The 17,880-nt window shown below is 36.3% G+C and carries 20 protein-coding genes, 3 riboswitches and 1 other annotated feature; of the genes, 19 read left to right on the plus strand and 1 reads right to left on the minus strand.

Annotated features, from left to right (window positions below; all coding sequences use genetic code 11):
- Position 1 precedes the first annotated feature (1 nt).
- From KHA93_RS19450 to KHA93_RS19475, 6 genes are all read left to right on the plus strand, one after another.
- A complete protein-coding gene (locus KHA93_RS19450) occupies positions 2–1,066 on the plus strand; it encodes a nucleotidyltransferase domain-containing protein (RefSeq protein ID WP_213112220.1) in 1,065 nt (354 codons plus the stop codon).
- A 42-nt stretch (positions 1,067–1,108) separates the two neighbouring features.
- Complete coding sequence (locus KHA93_RS19455) at positions 1,109–1,540, plus strand: YhfM domain-containing protein (protein WP_213112221.1); 432 nt, start codon at positions 1,109–1,111, stop codon at positions 1,538–1,540.
- A 63-nt stretch (positions 1,541–1,603) separates the two neighbouring features.
- Positions 1,604–2,275: a ribose-5-phosphate isomerase RpiA gene (rpiA, locus tag KHA93_RS19460; RefSeq protein WP_213112222.1), complete on the plus strand. Its 672-nt coding sequence runs from the start codon at positions 1,604–1,606 to the stop codon at positions 2,273–2,275.
- Between the two features lie 32 nt (positions 2,276–2,307).
- Positions 2,308–2,790 (plus strand): GNAT family N-acetyltransferase, encoded by a 483-nt coding sequence (locus tag KHA93_RS19465; protein ID WP_213112223.1) that lies wholly within the window; start codon positions 2,308–2,310, stop codon positions 2,788–2,790.
- Positions 2,787–4,088: a WD40/YVTN/BNR-like repeat-containing protein gene (locus KHA93_RS19470; protein WP_213112224.1), complete on the plus strand. Its 1,302-nt coding sequence runs from the start codon at positions 2,787–2,789 to the stop codon at positions 4,086–4,088. Before KHA93_RS19465 ends, KHA93_RS19470 begins: the two co-directional genes overlap by 4 nt.
- Positions 4,089–4,102: 14 nt before the next feature.
- Entirely contained in the window at positions 4,103–4,504 is a 402-nt protein-coding gene (locus KHA93_RS19475; RefSeq protein ID WP_213112225.1) for a DUF6157 family protein, read from the plus strand.
- 165 nt (positions 4,505–4,669) lie between these two features.
- On the opposite strand, the gene KHA93_RS19480 is transcribed toward KHA93_RS19475, so the two are convergent.
- Complete coding sequence (locus KHA93_RS19480) at positions 4,670–5,038, minus strand: YybH family protein (protein WP_213112226.1); 369 nt, start codon at positions 5,036–5,038, stop codon at positions 4,670–4,672.
- Between the two features lie 86 nt (positions 5,039–5,124).
- Positions 5,125–5,371 (plus strand) — a binding site (T-box leader).
- Positions 5,372–5,418: 47 nt separating this feature from the next.
- Between KHA93_RS19480 and KHA93_RS19485 the strand changes: the two genes are divergently transcribed.
- From KHA93_RS19485 to ribE, 13 genes are all read left to right on the plus strand, one after another.
- Positions 5,419–6,411 carry a tryptophan--tRNA ligase gene (locus tag KHA93_RS19485; protein ID WP_213112227.1) on the plus strand — a complete coding sequence of 331 codons (993 nt, stop codon included), beginning with the start codon at positions 5,419–5,421 and terminating at the stop codon, positions 6,409–6,411.
- Between the two features lie 222 nt (positions 6,412–6,633).
- Positions 6,634–7,626 (plus strand): phosphotransferase, encoded by a 993-nt coding sequence (locus KHA93_RS19490; protein WP_213112228.1) that lies wholly within the window; start codon positions 6,634–6,636, stop codon positions 7,624–7,626.
- A gap of 42 nt (positions 7,627–7,668) precedes the next feature.
- Positions 7,669–8,412 carry a class I SAM-dependent methyltransferase gene (locus tag KHA93_RS19495; protein WP_213112229.1) on the plus strand — a complete coding sequence of 248 codons (744 nt, stop codon included), beginning with the start codon at positions 7,669–7,671 and terminating at the stop codon, positions 8,410–8,412.
- 315 nt (positions 8,413–8,727) lie between these two features.
- Positions 8,728–9,213 carry a P-loop nucleotide/nucleoside kinase family protein gene (locus tag KHA93_RS19500; RefSeq protein ID WP_213112230.1) on the plus strand — a complete coding sequence of 162 codons (486 nt, stop codon included), beginning with the start codon at positions 8,728–8,730 and terminating at the stop codon, positions 9,211–9,213.
- A gap of 193 nt (positions 9,214–9,406) precedes the next feature.
- Positions 9,407–10,153 (plus strand): class I SAM-dependent methyltransferase, encoded by a 747-nt coding sequence (locus KHA93_RS19505; RefSeq protein ID WP_213112231.1) that lies wholly within the window; start codon positions 9,407–9,409, stop codon positions 10,151–10,153.
- A gap of 614 nt (positions 10,154–10,767) precedes the next feature.
- On the plus strand, positions 10,768–11,577 hold the full coding sequence (gene mutM, locus KHA93_RS19510; RefSeq protein ID WP_213112232.1) for a bifunctional DNA-formamidopyrimidine glycosylase/DNA-(apurinic or apyrimidinic site) lyase: 810 nt from the start codon (positions 10,768–10,770) through the stop codon (positions 11,575–11,577).
- Positions 11,578–11,589: 12 nt separating this feature from the next.
- A complete protein-coding gene (locus tag KHA93_RS19515; protein ID WP_213112233.1) occupies positions 11,590–12,435 on the plus strand; it encodes a deoxyribonuclease IV in 846 nt (281 codons plus the stop codon).
- Between the two features lie 132 nt (positions 12,436–12,567).
- Positions 12,568–12,705: a hypothetical protein gene (locus tag KHA93_RS19520; RefSeq protein WP_213112234.1), complete on the plus strand. Its 138-nt coding sequence runs from the start codon at positions 12,568–12,570 to the stop codon at positions 12,703–12,705.
- A gap of 179 nt (positions 12,706–12,884) precedes the next feature.
- Positions 12,885–13,862, plus strand: a complete 978-nt coding sequence (locus KHA93_RS19525; protein ID WP_213112235.1) for a Gfo/Idh/MocA family protein — start codon at positions 12,885–12,887, stop codon at positions 13,860–13,862.
- A gap of 85 nt (positions 13,863–13,947) precedes the next feature.
- Positions 13,948–14,508 carry a nucleoside/nucleotide kinase family protein gene (locus KHA93_RS19530; protein ID WP_213112236.1) on the plus strand — a complete coding sequence of 187 codons (561 nt, stop codon included), beginning with the start codon at positions 13,948–13,950 and terminating at the stop codon, positions 14,506–14,508.
- A gap of 22 nt (positions 14,509–14,530) precedes the next feature.
- The gene (locus KHA93_RS19535) at positions 14,531–15,169 is read left to right on the plus strand and encodes a carbon-nitrogen hydrolase family protein (RefSeq protein WP_213112237.1); all 639 of its coding nucleotides are present in this window, start codon (positions 14,531–14,533) and stop codon (positions 15,167–15,169) included.
- 145 nt (positions 15,170–15,314) lie between these two features.
- A riboswitch (FMN riboswitch) is annotated at positions 15,315–15,446 on the plus strand.
- A 143-nt stretch (positions 15,447–15,589) separates the two neighbouring features.
- Positions 15,590–15,722, plus strand: a riboswitch (FMN riboswitch).
- 146 nt (positions 15,723–15,868) lie between these two features.
- Positions 15,869–16,000: riboswitch (FMN riboswitch) on the plus strand.
- A gap of 147 nt (positions 16,001–16,147) precedes the next feature.
- Positions 16,148–17,230, plus strand: a complete 1,083-nt coding sequence (gene ribD, locus KHA93_RS19540; RefSeq protein ID WP_213112238.1) for a bifunctional diaminohydroxyphosphoribosylaminopyrimidine deaminase/5-amino-6-(5-phosphoribosylamino)uracil reductase RibD — start codon at positions 16,148–16,150, stop codon at positions 17,228–17,230.
- A 9-nt stretch (positions 17,231–17,239) separates the two neighbouring features.
- Entirely contained in the window at positions 17,240–17,878 is a 639-nt protein-coding gene (gene ribE / locus KHA93_RS19545) for a riboflavin synthase (protein ID WP_213112239.1), read from the plus strand.
- Positions 17,879–17,880 lie beyond the last annotated feature (2 nt).

Below are 17,880 nucleotides of genomic sequence, written 5' to 3' on the forward strand. Positions count from 1 at the left end.
CATGGAAAAACACCATAATGAACTACTTGAATCAATAATGGATGTAATTAAAGCTAAATATTCAAATGATGTTAGCATACTGTTTATTTATGGATCAGTTGTTAATGGTACCGCAAATGAAAATTCTGATTTAGATATGATCTTTGTTCCAAAAACTGAGCGTGGGTGGAATCTTGCATCAACATTTATTCTCAATGGCACTGGTAATGATCTTTGGTGTGTAAATTGGGAACGCCTTGAAAGCTTTGCAAATTTCGATGATATGAGAGTGTCTATACTCGCAAATTCCCACCTTGTTTACTATGCTTCAGAAGAGGACAGGGAGCGCTATGAAAAATTAAAAAGACAAATCGCAGAGATTCAAAACGGACCTCTCACGCCGAAACTTATTGAAAAAGCTAATCAACACCTTATAACTGCTAAACGATATTATGCTGAGCTATGTCTCAGTAATAATCTTTCAGCGGCCGGTGAGATACTTTTTGAAATAAGTGATACACTTTGTCTTTTGAACCATACCTTTCTTCACTTCGGTGGAAAGCAAATGCTTAAAGAACTTTCTACGCTAAATCGATTACCAGAAGGATTTATTGAAACCTTCCAAAAAGTAGTTGCTGTGAAGGATGACGAACAAACTCAAAAAGCTTGTTTCGATTTAATTAATTGTGTTGACGCTTTTTTCAAAACGATAAAAAATGAGATTATACTACCTGTATCTATGTCTCATTTTACTGGGCTTTACGAAGAGCTATCCTCTCATTGGAATAAAATCCGCTATTCTTGTGAAAAAGGAGATGTATTAAGCGTTTTTTTAGCGGCATCTAATCTTCAAGCTGAGCTTAATTATGTTCAAGAACAAACTGGAATTCATAACCCCGATTTGAATTTTATCGATTATTACAATCCAGATAATCTCTCTAGTTTCGCACTCGCAGCGAACAAAGCAGAAGAAACATTTGTAAAGATCTTGAAAGACGGGAATGTTCCAATTGTCAGCTTTAATAATGTTGGAGATGTTAAGAATATGCTGATGAATCTTGTAGATTCGTCTAGTTCATCTGGATAAAATGAAAGTCCATACATTATCAATTTTACTAGGAGGAGCTTCTTGAAAGTATTAATGTGGGTAGCATCTATTTTATGTTTGCTACTGTTAGTAGGCTGCCAATTTCGTCCTACGGAAACAATGTCTCTTTTAGATGAAAAAATAGCGGTCATTCATATAGCAAAATCAAAGGGAATCGGAGAGATGAATGAAGACATTTTGATATCCTTCAAAGATAAGCAGTCTTTGGATATTTTTGAAAAGGCGATTAAAACAGCAGTTAAGGAGCCTGGAAAGGTTAATGTTTTAGAACCGGAGTATGATGTAATGGTTGAATATAAATCGAAAGAAGGGGGCTTACCCGTTCATGCCCTGCATTTGTGGTTGGGTAAGGAAAAGGAAAAAAGTACCTTCATGTATATGATGGACGATTATATTTATCATACTTCCCCACAAATGACGAGCAAATTAAGAAAGTTGATTTTATCGGAGTAGTACAAATAAACAATGGTAGTTCCGCTTTAATACAACTCATAAAATTTCGCTTGGAGTGTTAATATGGATGCAAAAAAGCTAGCAGGAGAAAAAGCCATTGAATTTGTCAAAAATGACATGATAGTAGGTCTCGGAACAGGCTCAACGGTTTATTGGGCAATTTTAAAAATAGGTGGACTTGTAAAACAGGGGCTCAGAATTAAAGGAGTTCCCACTTCAATACAAACCGAACAACTTGCTAATGAATTAGGTATACCTCTAGTAGGTCTGTCTTCCATTAATCAAATAGATTTGACGATAGATGGAGCGGATGAAGCCAATGAGGAATTTGAGCTCATAAAAGGTGGTGGAGGAGCCTTATTACGAGAAAAGATGGTCGCATCTATTTCGAAACGCATGGTAGTAGTGATGGACGAGACGAAATATGTACCGAATTTAGGTAAGTTTCCTCTACCTGTTGAAATCACTCAATTTGGTTGGGAAATGACAAGAAGACAGATTAGTGCTTTAGGTTGCGAACCTGCATTGCGACTTAAAGACAATATTCCTTTTATTACGGATAATGGGAACTATATATTAGATTGTCATTTTGGAGAAATTCTTGATGCTAATAAACTAAACCAGACATTAAATATGATTCCCGGTGTAGTGGAAAATGGGCTTTTTGTTAATATGGCAGATACGATGGTCATTGGAAACAGAAACGGACATGTTGATATCTTCTATAAATCATAGAAGTGTGGATTTCCGATGTGAGGAGGTAAGGGATGAAGGGGTATGAAGTCAAACGAATAAAAAACTTAATGGATGAGAGTATACACCCGTTGGTTGATGAAAGCCAAAAAGCTGGTTTTCGTTTTATTCAAAAATTAGTAAACGATTATAAAGACGGGTCCAATACTTTCAACAAGCCTGGTGAAGCTTTATATGGTGTATATGATCAGGATGGTATGCTGATTGCTGTTGGGGGAATTAACATCAATCCTTTTTCCGACGATGCACGTATTGGTCGAGTAAGGAGATTTTATGTAGCCAAAGATTATCGCCGAAAGGGGATAGGTAAGCTCTTATTAGAAACGTTAATTTCCAAAGCAATGAATCATTTTCAAATAATGGTGTTAAACAGTACGCCACAAGCAGATGCATTTTACACTTCATTTGGGTTTATAAAAAGCGATAAATACCCGAATTCAACTCATTTAATGGATTTAAAAGAATATGATGTACACCACAATGAGGCTAAACTATGAAACTCACACAGAATCGCTTAGGAATCGTCATTATTATTTTCCTGATAGCAGTAGTTTGTTTGATGTTTTTTTATCCAAAAAGTGAAAAAGAGATTATCGGAAATATACCGAACGACGAATTTAACGAAAAAGCAATTAATAAGAAATTACCACTTTCAATAACGGTAAGTGAAGAGGATATAAAACCTGAGACCATTGCTTATCGTTTGTGGTTTGATTTAATGCAATCCTTTAAAGATGACGGGTTGATTAAGAATGCTTATTTTAAAAGATTCCATTTGTTAGAGGGAGACGAAGATAAATTCGTCGTGGCGGTTGTTTATCAAGTTGAGCTAGGCGAAGGCGTACAAACTAGTTATGGTGGGGAAAATGATGAGGGTCTTGTTGATAATATTGTCTGGAAATTGAGGATAAGAAAGGATGCAGAGCAGTCATACACGTTGGAAAGCTTTGAGAATTCAAATGACAGTTTGATTGGCCTCCCTCCTGTACAAGATAAGGAAAGCTACCAAAATGAAGCCGGAATAGGATCAAACGAAGACTTTCGATACGAAATTGCAAATGAGATTTTAAAAATAACATACGATAACGGAAAAATTTGGGTAAAAGTACCAGCTACAATAGAAGAATTATTCGGGGGAGATTATAGCGGCTCCAAAAAATATTTAATAGACGGCAGCTATATTATTAATCCCAAGAAAACCGTTTTTGCGCTATTTTCAAATCAAGAACTGCTCCTATTAATGACAACTGATAAAGGAAAAACATGGGACAAAGTATTGATAAAAGATCAATTACCGTCCGTTCGCCAAAGATTCGTAGGTTTTACCTCGGAAATGGATGGTTATCTCATTTTTACATGTGATCGAACGATGTCCAGTGAAGCGAACTTTGTGATGAAAACAAATGATGGCGGAAGTACTTGGGAAACTGCGGGATCTGTTGATGAGATATACTCACTAGTTACGAGTGGAGGCTTTATAAATGATAAGCTGGGCTTCATTTCATTTGGATCCTATAACACAATGGATGAACCGCCAAGACCATGGCTTTTTCGTACGGATGATGGAGGAAGTAATTGGGATGAAGTAGAAGTTCCGATCCCAGATGAGTATAAAGGTATATTTACAGTTGCGGAAGTGCCTGTTTTTAAGGATGGTCACGGAACTTTATTAGTTAATCAAGGGCCGGATGGAGATTATCTCGGAGGTAATGTTCTGGCAAAATTTACATCCGAAGATGAAGGGAAAACGTGGATTTTCTCTAGCTTGGTTGATCCGGATAATGTGTTGGATTAAGGAGGGGTTTAATTTTGAGTTACAAAAATACTCTCATTACGATTTCAGCAGATTCAAAGGTTACATCTGCAAAAGTACCTGTCGCTAAAAATGATAAACCTACGATTGCTTCCATTGGGTATGATTTGATCAAGAATAATCCTTATAAATATACTCAAGACGATGTACAGTTTAAAACCTACTTAATTAAGAATCAAATTGAGGAAGTTAATGTAGATGAGCTACGGGAGCAATTTTTTTCAAAACCGAAGGCGTGCTTCAGAGCCTCTCCTTTAGTAAAAACTTATGGATGGGGAATCCATTATAATGAGGAAGGAAAAGTGGCCATATATGATGCCGAAAGTGATGCCTATCAACAATTATTTGATCGCGAAGATATAACGAAGCAAAAAGGAATGCGTTCGAAAAGAAAATAAACGATGAAAGCTCCCCTAAACTAAGGGAGCTTATCAATTTTAATTGATTTTGGGTATTCATAGTTATTCCGTTAAATCAGCTGCTTCCTCCGCAATTTCCGCCATTTGTTCGGATTGAACGGTATCTTCGCGTCCATAAACATTAGAAAGTCGACTGCCTTACACTTATTCAACTGGACTGCTTAGATGTTCATGAATCAGTTTCCACTTATGATCTGCAAAAGTAAACACATTTGTAGCTCTTCCACTGCCGGATATAAATTTTCCTTTGTAGTAACCTTCGTAATGATATGTATATATACAGGCCGCAGATGTGTCACTCACTGTGAGCCATTGCACATCCTTTGCAGAGTATACTTCATTTTTAATCGTGTCCCATGCATTGTTAAAATAGCGTTCTATTTCTTCCAATGATGTACACGATTGGTCCGTAAACCAATAAACAGCGTTTGGATGCAATAAATCTTTTACATTATTAAAATCATGAGAATTTGTAGCGTCGATATATGCTTGTAAAGCCTCTATATAATTCATTTTCATCACCTCCAGTAAGTACCTGACAATATAATATCAGGTCTTGTTATTTATTATTTCATATTATAAAATACTACGTAATATATTCGTAAGCGATGAAGAAGAAGAGTAATCTATATGAACGCTTTAGAGAGCTGATGGTTGGTGGGAATCAGTGCGGAATTATGGGTGAATGGGCTTCTGAGCATCTAGATTGAATTAGCAGTATGTCTAGCGGAATGTCTTACCGTTAAAAAAGACAACGTATCGAAACGGTTTATCGTTTCCGTACGGAATAAGTGCGTTTACGTTGTAAACGAATGAAGGTGGCACCACGGGTTACTCGTCCTTTTTAGGCGGGTAGCCCTTTTTGTATTTAATAAAAAGTTTGGAGGAATATCATGAAAAAGACGATTTTAACAGGTATAAAGCCAACTGGGAAAATACATTTAGGAAATTATATTGGAGCAATCAAGCCAGCCCTGGAATTGGCAAAGGTGGAAGATTATCAAGCGGCTTATTTCATTGCAGATTATCATGGTTTGACAAAAATTCATGATGCTTATGAATTTCGACAGCTATCTTATGGAATCGCCGCAACATGGCTTGCATTAGGGCTCGATCCGGAAAAAGCTATCTTTTATAGACAATCCGATGTACCTGAGATATTCGAGTTAACTTGGATTTTGGCATGTTTTTCTCCTAAAGGATTGATGAATCGGGCACATGCATATAAAGCGATAGTAGAAAACAATAAACAAGCGGATAAGGATGTAGACTTCGGCGTCAACATGGGAATTTTCACTTATCCAATATTAATGGCAGCGGACATATTACTGTTTAAAACAAATATTGTCCCAGTTGGAAAAGATCAAGTTCAGCATGTAGAAATCGCCCGTGATATCGCGGAGAGCTTTAACAATGTATACGGAGAAACTTTTTTACTGCCGGAATATCAAATTCAAGAAGACACAGCAGTATTGCCTGGGCTGGACGGACGAAAAATGAGTAAAAGCTATAATAATACGATTCCGCTTTTTGAAGATGAAAAGAAATTAAAAAAGCTCATTAATAAAATTAAAACGGATTCGTTACCGCCAGAAGCACCAAAAGACCCTGATTCTTCTATCTTATTTTCTCTCTATCAAGAGTTTGCTGCACTGAAGGAAATTGAGGAATTGAGAATGCAATATGAAAAGGGAATTGGGTGGGGAGAGGTAAAACAAGAATTATTTCGTGTCATGAATAGTTATTTAGAACAGCCTCGAGAAAAGTATAACGAATTAATGGCTTCACCTGAGGTTTTGGATGACATTCTGCTAAAGGGGGCGGAAAAAGCGAGAGCTGTTGCAGCTCCGTTTTTAAAAGAAATTAAGAAAAAGGTGGGATTGTAGTAAGCATTGTTTATATGAAAAGCCATTTGCTAGTGCAGGAACATTATTATGTGCGTCTATTATGTATGATTCTTCGTTATGAAGGATCATTTTTTTATGCAGGTTTTAAGGAGGGGGTATGTGTTAATTTTATAAGACTCTTCTTTTTAAAAGGTTTTTTAGTAGAAATGCAGAATAAGTGTACATTAAGATACAACCTGCTGGGTTTGGAGTGAAATATGTATGGCTGTGATTGAATCTGAAGAAACAACGATACTAAACGATATCATTAAAAAATGTAAAAGCTTATTCGGTTTTCAAGTCTTTGAGGTTATGCCAATAAAAAGAGGCTGGCTTAATCTAAAGTGGAAAATAACGACGTCAGAAGGTGTTTTTTTAGTAAAACAATACAATAAAGAGCGATTTAAGCATTACAACCTGGAAGTATTATTACTAGCATTTTCACAACAACAAAGATTACATAAGCAAGGATTTCCATGTCCAAGGCTGCTTTCTTATCAAGGTAATGTCATGTTCGAAACAGATAACGGTGAACTTTTTATCGTAATGGAGTTTTGTCATGGTCAAGTGTTTCCTGCAGGAATGCTGAATACCAATCAAATGTATGATTTAGGTCGATTTACTGGGATGATGCACCGGGTGTTAAATGACGGCACACTTATGAAAAAGAAATTAACTAATTTCATCCCACCTAGTCGAGAGGATAGACTGGAGTACTGGAATTCGGTTTTGGGAAATATTGATAATTCCTCGCTGGAGCATTTAGTACCTATTATGGAAAGACAATATCAACTAACAAAAGAACTTTCTATCGATGAATTTGCATTGATTAAAGCAGGTTGGGCTCATAGGGATTTGTGGGTAGATAATCTACTGTTTGAAAAAAATCGTCTAGGTGCAATACTAGATTTTGACAGATTAAATTATGACTACCCCCAACTAGATATTGCTAGAGCTATCATATCTTGTGCCTTACATGAAAATTGTCTGAAGCTTGATACAGTTGAAGCTTTTAAAAATGGCTATAGCGAACATATTTCAATAGATTCTCAGTCGCTTATCAGTTCATTAAGGTTTTTGTGGTATTTGGAAAGTACTTGGTGGATTAAAATCGATATGGATCAATTTACTGGACCGCCAAACCGTTTTAAAAAGGAAATGCTTTGGCTATCTGAAAACTATAATGAGTTAGATTCATTGCTGAGAGGATGTTAATCTTCAATAGTTTAAGACGGCAAATATAGTATGGAGGAATGTATGGTGAATGTTCTATCTACAAATAAACAAAGCTGGGATGAAGCAGCAGAACGATTTTTTGGAAGGAATCCACTTCCTGAATATGGACCAATGGCACCATGTGAAGATGAACTAAATTTATTTGGCGACGTTAAGAATTTAAAGGTTTTAGATATCGGTTGTGGCAGTGGGCATTCGTTGCAATATATGAAGGAAAGAGAAGCAGCTGAATTATGGGGATTGGATTTATCAAAAAAACAAATAGAATTAGCGACTACATTACTTGAAAATAGTGCGCAACCCGTTAGGTTATTTGAGTCACCAATGGAGGTAAACCCAGGCTTACCATATGATTACTACGATATTGTGTACTCCATTTTTGCAATTGGCTGGACTACTAATCTAGAAAAAACATTGGCAAATATTAATAGCTATTTGAAAAAAGGTGGTATTTTTATATTTAGTTGGGAGCATCCACTATACAGCAGAATAGGAAATAAAGATGGAGTTTTAACTTTCGGTAAATCATATCACGAAGAAGGTTCTTATGATCATGAAGCATGGAATAGCACAGCAATTATGCAGCAGTTTAGAGTTAGTACATATATAAATGCATTAGTTGATAATGGATTCCAAATTGAGAGAGTGATCGAGGACGCTCGTTGGTCAGAGGAAGACGCCCAGAGACATGAAAAAAGATGGTACACATATGAAAAGGCAAAGGCGATTCCAACTACACTTATTGTTAAGTGCCGGAAATTATAGTTTATTTTTTCTCTCACAGGTTGAAAGGAGAGTTGTTTTGTCATATACCCGATAGAAATCTACTGAAGGCTATTATCATATATTAAATCTTTTTAAGGAGCTTGCTGTATTTGTTGGAAAAAAGCGATATAGTACGGATTAATCGTGTGGGAAATTTTAATCAAACGTTTAATTAAATTAAAAAGAGCGAACCATAAGTCTTAATTAATCGTTTGATTAGTTTCAAGTCTTTCGTCTAAGGCCCCTCGATTCGTAATAAGACTCTTGTATAATAGTAATTTAAAAATAATCGTTAGCATAGAACAAGGTGATAATGTGGGAACAATTATAATGATTTGTGGGAAAGTTTGTAGTGGAAAAAGCACTTATACGAAAAAAGTAAAAGAAAAGTACAATGCAGTAGTATTATCATGCGATGATTTGATGCTAACTTTGTATGACGAACAACTAGGAAGTAATCATAATGCTATTTTAAATAAATGCAAAGAATATTTATATGGATTAGCCGAGCAAACTGTAGAAACGGGGACAAATGTTATTCTCGACTTCGGCTTTTGGTATAAATCTGAACGCGATGATATTAGGAAGTATTTTAACGAAAAACAAATTAAAACTGAAATTCATTTTATCCATATTGACGACGCAACCTGGAAACGGAATATCGAAAAAAGAAATCAGGAGGTAAAAGAGAATAATGTTAAAAGCTATTATATCGATGGAAATATGATATCCCGATTTGAAAAGGAATTTGAAACGCCTGATAATAGTGAAGTCGATTATATTGTGGATCATAGCCAGTGATAATTAAGTAAATAGAGATTGAAAATTTCAGCAGAATTGCATAGATAGTTGTAGAACGATTACGAATCAGCCTGAGGAATTGCACAAACATTTGTAGAGATAGAAAGAGAAGTTATTTATCGCATGTTCCATGAAATAATATAAGGTGGGCAATCCAATTCACTTTCTATTAATATATTTTGGAGTGATGAAAATGTCTGAACATATCAGTATCCAGTCGTACAATAAGCTTGAAAGAGCCGCTGATTATAATACAAAAAAAGGATTCGACCCAAAACGTAAAGAAGAAATGCTGGATGTAGCTCTTAGCTTATTATTAGATTTAACTCCCAAAGGTACAACCATATTAGAGCTGGGTGCAGGCTCGGGATTATTCACAAAAAAGCTTATAAACACAGAGCACTTTAATGAAATATTAGTGACTGACGGCGCTGAAGCAATGTTGGATATTGCTAGAAATGAACTAGAAAGTGACTCAACTAATCTAGTATTTACAACCTTAGATTTTACAAGGAAAAATTGGTCCGAGAAATACATGGAAAATAAGGTAGAGGCAGTTACTAGTTCCATGGCCCTTCATCATGCCGATGATAAAAGGGTTTTGTTTAAGGAGATTTATAATGTATTAGATGACGGAGGCTCTTTTGTTTTTGCTGATCATATGGCAGGAAGCTCACCTTTAGTTGAAAAACTTATTGGTAATAAAAGAGCTAGGATAAAACTTGCTTCTTCAGGCGAAGACATAAATGCTGAAGACAAGATAGAGAATTTTATAATATCAGATAAAGCAAAGCAGCAGTCAGAAGGCAATAAATGTGAATCTACCACCCAATACCTAAATTATTTACATGAAGCTGGGTTCGTTGATGTTGATTGCATATGGAGAGACTATTGGCTTGCCGTGTTTGTTGCAATAAAACCTCGATATAGCGAGCTTTAATCGAATAGAAATGTTAATCAAACGTTTAATAAACATTAAGAAGAACAAAAAAATTCTTAACTAAACGTTTGATTAATTTTTAAGACTTTATAGACAATAACCAATTTTGACCGATAAAAGGAAAATTTCAATAACTCCTTTCAAGCCCTCGAAAAAAAATTAGCCTTAATAATTTTACCAATTCCAAATCTATTCCTGCTTAACTACTATTTTGTAATGATTTTCCCCATTTGAGGAATAATGTGCTTATAGTCATTAACTCCGCTCGAACGTCAATAGAACTCAGATAAACGTCATAAAAACCTGTTCGAAGGGTAATAGAAGCTGCCTGAACGAGAATAGAACCCTCCCGAACGGAAATAGAAGCTGCCTGAACGGGAATAGAACTCTTCCGAACGGGAATAGGATGCTCGAACGTCAATAGAATCTGTTCGAACGGAAATAGAAGCTGCCTGAACGGGAATAGAACTCTTCCGAACGGGAATAGGATGCTCGAACGTCAATAGAACTCAGTTAAACGACAATAAAACCTGTTCGAACGGAAATAGAAGCCGTCTGAACGAGAATAGGACCCTCCTGAACGTTAATAGAACTCACTTTTTGGAGGAAAGTCCATGCCTGAACTGCCGGAAATGGAAACGTACAAATCATTGCTCCAACAAAAAATTGGGGGTCAAACGATTACAGATGTTGTCATTAATCGCGAAAAATCAATTAATATTCCTGCGGATGATTTTACCCGGAGTGTAGTTAATCAGAAGATCCAATCGATTACTAGAAGGGCCAAATATTTAATCTTTCAGCTTCAAAATGGCTCCTGTTTACTATTGCATCTTATGCTAGGAGGGTGGATGTTTTATGGAAAGAAGGAAGATAAACCAGATAGAACCGTGCAAATACAGTTATCCTTTGGAGATTACAACCTTTATTTCATTGGATTGCGATTAGGATACTTGCATTTACTAACACCAGAATTACTTGAAAAAGAGCTTCAGAAAATTGGACCAGAGCCGCTGGATCCGAGTTTTTCATTGGACACTATTCTTGCTGCATTGAGAGGGAGAAGAGGCAATTTAAAAACAACGTTACTTAATCAAGAATGTATTGCAGGAATTGGAAATCGCTATTCAGATGAAATTCTCTGGCAGGCACAACTTTTGCCTGAAAGAAAAATACATAAATTGGAACACGATAACATCGTTCATTTATATAACTCAATTAAATTTATTCTTCAAAAAGCGATACAAACTGGAGGTTATATGAGCGAGCCTTTTTTTCATGGGGATTACAAAACTGGTGGTTATATAAATATGATGTATGTTCATGATCGTGAAGGAAAGCCGTGTTATCGTTGCGGTGAGTCCATTGTGAAAACAGAGATTTCCTCTAGAAAAACGTATTTCTGTGAAAACTGTCAGTACTAAGGAGAATGTCCCATGATATTTGGTTGTCACCTTTCTATAAAAGATGGTTATTTAGGAGCTGCAAAGCAGGCATATTCAATGAATGCTGGTGCTTTTCAATACTTCCCAAAAAATCCCCGTAGTTTATCAGTAAAAGACTTCAATCATCATGACGCTGCTTTGTGTAAGGCATTTTGCAAAGAAAAGTCTATCTTGTCTGTTAGTCACTCTCCTTATCCTACTAGTTTAACTCCCATTAATGAGCAAAAGCGAAATCAAGTCATTCAATCTCTGTTAAATGACCTAGAAATATCCGAAGCTTGTGGTTCAATTGGGGTTGTCGTTCATTTTGGTAAGGAGGTTAGTCATCTTCCACTCTTAGAAAGTTATCAATTAATCATTGAAATGCTAAATGAAATTCTCAGTGAGTGGGAAGGAAATGCAAAAATATTATTAGAAAATAATCCAGGATTGCCTGGAACATTTGGGACAACTTTAGAGGAACTTGTTCAGGTTCGAAAATTATGTGAAGCTCCTGAAAAAATTGGATTTTGTTTTGATACGTGTCACGCTTTTTCCTGCGGTTTATGGGATGGTGAAAACGTGGGTATTTTATTAGAAAAAGGGACCGAGCTCGGATATTTAGATGAATTAAAGGTTGTTCATTTTAATAATTCTAAATATGACACCCGTCTAGGGAAAGATCGGCATGCCCCTATTTTTGGTCCAGGTTACATAAGAGAAACGCAATTTGATCAATTGGTTAAATCTCCACAGTTCGCAAACATTCCATTTATATTGGAGACACCTAAAGAAGAAATACCTCATGAAAAGGAAATACAACTTTTACAGGAAAAATGGGGCGACCATTTAAGTTAAGATAAACGTACTTTTAATCTTATTACTCTCCTATAACAGATATTAACTCTCGTATAAACAGTTTCAATTCTTGCATAAGCTGTCTCAACTCTCGGATGAGGGCTTTTTATTCGTGTAAATTTTTTGCTTCTGATGGATGACTCTTACTTAATCATTCAGCCATTAAACAAACGATTGAATGAAATGAATAGATGGCCGGATGTTTTAATCAAACGTTTGATTGAAATAAAAATGCAAACCGATGTTTTAATCAAACGATTGATTAAGTGAAGCTCTGGTCCTTAACCAAACGTTTGATTAAATAGAAAACACCCTGTCATTGAAACCACTCTACTACATAGCACCCGCTTTGATATTCTTTCGAAAAGTCATATAGCTAAAATAAGGCAATTACTAGAAAGTTGAGTTATAATTTAGAAAATACATATTACTGGAAAGGGGAAACAAACATGTCAGATCGTAAAATCAAATGGGGAATTATGGGTCCTGGTAATATATCCCGTAAATTTGCTTCTGATTTGGTACAATCAGAAAATGCAGAGCTTGTCGCGGTTGCTTCTAGAACTGAAGGGAAAGCGGCTGCGTTTGCAAGCGAATTCAATATTCCAAAATCCTATAATAGTTATGATGAGTTTGTTCAAGATCCAGAATTAGAGATTGTATACATAGGAACTCTTCATCCTCAGCATAAAGAATGTGTACTGCAATGCTTAAATGCAGGTAAAGCGGTATTGTGCGAAAAACCATTTACGATGAATGCAGAAGAGGCTGAAGAATTAATTAAGGTAGCTAGAGAAAATAATACATTTTTGATGGAAGCGATGTGGACACGTTATTTACCTGCAGTTGTTAAAGCGATGAATTGGATTAAGGAAGGTAAAATCGGTGAAGTGAACATGCTGACTTCCAATTTTGGCTTTAACGTTGGTTGGGCGCCTAATAGCCGCTTGCTTGATAAGAAGTTAGGCGGTGGGGCAATGCTTGATGCGGGTATTTATCCTATTTCTTTTGCTTCATTGATTTTTGGAACGCAGCCTACCAACATTAAAAGTAGTGCACAAATTGGAGAAACTGGTGTGGATGAGTGGTTTTCAGCTCTATTTGAATACGGAAATGGAAAAACAGCCATGTTGAATGCAGGCGTCCGTTTAAATCTATCCAACGATGCATTTATTTACGGTACGGAAGGATATATTCATTTACCGAATTTCTTGTTTGGAGAAGGAGCTTATTTACATCGTCCTGGTTCAGATGTGGAAGCATTCAAAGATGATCGTGAGTTAAATGGTTATATTTACGAAGCCGAGGAAGCGATGAAATGCTTACGTGAAGGTAAAATTGAAAGCTCCATCATGCCATTGGATGAAACTTACGACATTATGGAAACAATGGATACATTACGGAAACAATGGGGCTTGGAATATTAAGCTTTACTATAATATTAGATTTGCAAAAAGCGAGATTCTCACAACAAAGAGACTCGCTTTTTTTATAGGGAAGGGAGCGATGAAGGTGAGTCGAAAACCAATGATTATATCCGTTGCGGCTGTTTCAGGCGGTGGAAAGACGACCATAACGAATCAATTAAAGAAAAGACTAGATAACTCTAGGGCTCTACATTTCGATGATTATGAATTCGAGGAAAGTCCAGCTGATATTTGCAAATGGGTGGAAGATGGAGCTGATTATAACGAATGGAACTTAGCGCCGTTCATCTCTGACATTCATTCCATACTGAATGACCATGACGTTCATTATATTATTCTTGACTATCCATTTGCATACTTAAACAGCAGTATGAGTGATTTAATAGACCTAGCGATTTTTATTGATACTCCATTGGATATAGCCATGGCAAGAAGAATGATTCGGGACTTTTCAGATAGTACACTAGAGAATATTCAACGTGATGTATCTCATTATTTATTACGTGGAAGGCCAGCATATTTAGAAATGGATATGTCCGTAAAGCCTAATTCAGATATCATACTGGATGGCACTTTACCGCCTGAAATAATTGTAGAGCAAATCATAAAAGGGATTAGAGAGAAAGAGAAGAATTCTATTAACTAAAAAGTTTTGCAAGGGAGCTAAAATGAATATATTAATCATTCAACCGAAGCTTGAAAAAACGATTGACCAGCTTAAAGCCGAATTGGAAAAGAACCCTTCCGTGGATATCGTTATATTTCCTGAAGGATATCTAAATGAAAATGTGGAGGAAGCATGTGCTTTGGCAAGAAAACATAATACTATTTTGATTGGAGGCTACCGAAGATTAAAGGAACATCCAAAAGATAGAGCCATCATCATCAATCGACAGGGGGAAATTATTTTAGATCGTATTAAATATAGTTCCACAGCTTTTATCACAGAAGAAGGGCTGAAAATGGGGCATATTCTATGTGATGAACTAATTGTTCAAGGAATAAAGGTAGAACAGGAGAACCTAGATAGGGAGATTGATTTAATCATTCATCCGATCGGTGTTGGAATGTTTAGTAAAGCCCAATTCGAAGAGTGGATAACAGAAGCGCAAAAGATTGCAATTGCACACAAGACGATGATTATAGGAACAAGTCACGCAGATGGTTCGTATCGGAATTCAAGTATATCGATTCCTATTGCCTATTGCATTGATTCAGACGGTTCAACTGTGTTCATTTCTGAAAATGATGTTCGAACACGAATCTTTAATATGAATACAAAAAATATCTTATTTACTAATACATAATCATATATTATTCTGAGATACTAAACAGTACTAACTTAACTTGTTCTTTAACTTAAAAAGAAAATGTTGTTTGATTTTTAATTAATTGATATATTTTACAGATGAATTTCAATACACAGAGTGTTATAATAACCTTTATAATTTCATAGTCCTTCGGGGTCGGGTGAAATTCCCAATCGACGGTGATGAAGAAATTCTAAGCCCGTGAGCCTTGTAAAAGGCAGGATTTGGTGAGAATCCAAAGCCGACAGTATAGTCTGGATGGGAGAAGGATGTATGAGCATGACTTATTTCCTTGGAAGAAAAAATACTTCTAAAGCTTATTTGACAATGCTTAAAATACAAAAACTCCTAATCACCCCGTAGACCTAATCTATGGGATTTTCTATTTTACGAAAGCTCCAACAAAATTCAATAGGCATAGTCCTTCGGGGTCGGGTGAAATTCCCAATCGACGGTAATGAAGAAATTCTAAGCCCGTGAGCCTTGTAAAAGGCAGGATTTGGTGAGAGTCCAAAGCCGACAGTTAGAGTCTGGATGGGAGAAGGATGTATTGAGCACAGTTTATTTCTTTGGAAGAAAAATGTACTTCTAAAGGCTTATTTGACAATGCTTAAAATACAAAAACTCCTAATCACCCCGTAGAGCTGATCTATGGGGTTTTCTATTTTACGAAAGCACCAACAAAACTTAATAGGCATAGTCCTTCGGGGTCGGGTGAAATTCCCAATCGACGGTGATGAAGAAATTCTAAGCCCGTGAGCCTTGTAAAAGGCAGGATTTGGTGAGAGTCCAAAGCCGACAGTATAGTCTGGATGGGAGAAGGATGTATTGGGCACAGCTTATTTCTTTGGAAGAAAAAATGCACTTCTAAAGGTTTATTTGACAATGCTTAAAATACAAAAACTCCTAAAACCTCGCAGAGATCCTTCTACGGGGTTTTATTTTTGTAAAAAACATTTGATTGGAGGTGGAAAAGTGACCGACGAGTTTTATATGGATTTCGCCTTAAAACTTGCTCAAGTATCAGAAGGACAAACCTCTCCAAATCCTACTGTAGGGGCTGTGATCGTAAAAAATGGGGAAATTATCGGATTTGGTTCTCATTTAAAAACTGGATTTTCACATGCGGAAGTCAACGCTTTAAAAATGGCAGGAGATAGAGCTGAAGGCAGTACGGTTTATGTAACGCTTGAACCTTGTAGTCACTATGGGAAAACTCCGCCTTGTGCAATGGCACTAATAGAATCTCGTGTGCATCGTGTCGTAATTGCTTCAATGGACCCTAATCCACTAGTCGCAGGTAAAGGCATTGCCCTTTTGAGAGAAGCTGGGATTGAAGTGAAAACAGGTATTTTGAAAGAACAAGCAGATGAGTTGAATAAAGCTTTCTTTCATTTTATTCAACAAAAACAACCGTTTGTCACATTGAAACAGGCAATTACATTGGATGGAAAAATTGCAGCAGAGGCTGGTCTCGATCAAAAAATCACTGGTAAAGAAGTACAAGAAGATGTCCACTTAGATAGAGAGAAGCATGATGCTATTTTAGTCGGAATTGGGACTGTTATAGCGGATAATCCAATGTTAACGAACCGGTATGGGAAGACGAAAAGGCAACCGATACGAATCATTTTAGATACTCAATTAAAAATAACGCCTGATAAGAAAGTAATAACGGACAATCAATCGAAAACATGGATTTTTACTGGTTCAAAGGTTGAAAAAGATAAAATTGCTAGCTTTACACAGCCACACGTAGAGATCATTCAACTTTCGAAACCATTAATTGAAATCGACGAGTTACTTAAAATCCTTGGAAAACGCCAAGTGAGCAAACTTTATGTAGAAGGTGGTAGGGCTATTAATGCAAGCTTTTTGAAGTCAGGTAAGGTAAATCAATTGATTACGTATGTGGCGCCGAAAATAATCGGAGGAAATTCGGCCATTTCCATGTTCGAAGATTTAAACGTAAAAGAAATGAACGAAGCATACGGATTAACGTTTCAAAAAGTGGCAGTAATTGGGGAGGACTTGAAGATAACATCTACATTGAAATGAGGTTATATCATGTTCACAGGGATTGTAGAAGACATAGGTAAAGTGACAGCCATAAAAAACGGACTTAAAAGCATGCAGCTGACGATAGAATCTAAAAAGATATTAGAAGACATTCATCTTGGGGATAGTATTGCGGTAAACGGAATATGCTTGACCGTCGTTGAATTTTCGAATACGACCTTTACGGTTGATGTTATGCCCGAAACAGTAAAATCGACAAATATCCAATCTTTACAAATAGGGCATAAGGTTAATTTAGAACGTGCTATGCCGCCAACTGGTCGATTTGGTGGCCATTTCGTCTCGGGCCACGTTGATGGAACAGGTGAAATTTTGCGAAAAAGAAAAGTGGAAAATGCAGTCTATATCGATATTGGGATTGGTGAGGAGATGAGCCAATATTGTATGCTAAAGGGTTCAGTTGCCATTGATGGTATAAGTTTAACGATTTTCGATGTTCAACCTACAAAGTTGACTGTTTCCTTAATACCTCACACCTTTAAGGAGACGATTTTAAGAGATAAAAGAGAGCATGAATTAGTCAATATAGAAACTGATTTGCTGTCTAAATATGTAGTTAATCATTTGAATCGAACTCAAAAAGGCTCTTCCATTACAATGGATTTTTTAAAACTGAATGGTTTTTAAGA

Source organism: Lederbergia citrisecunda, assembly GCF_018343695.1.
Classification (GTDB): domain Bacteria; phylum Bacillota; class Bacilli; order Bacillales; family Bacillaceae_C; genus Lederbergia; species Lederbergia citrisecunda.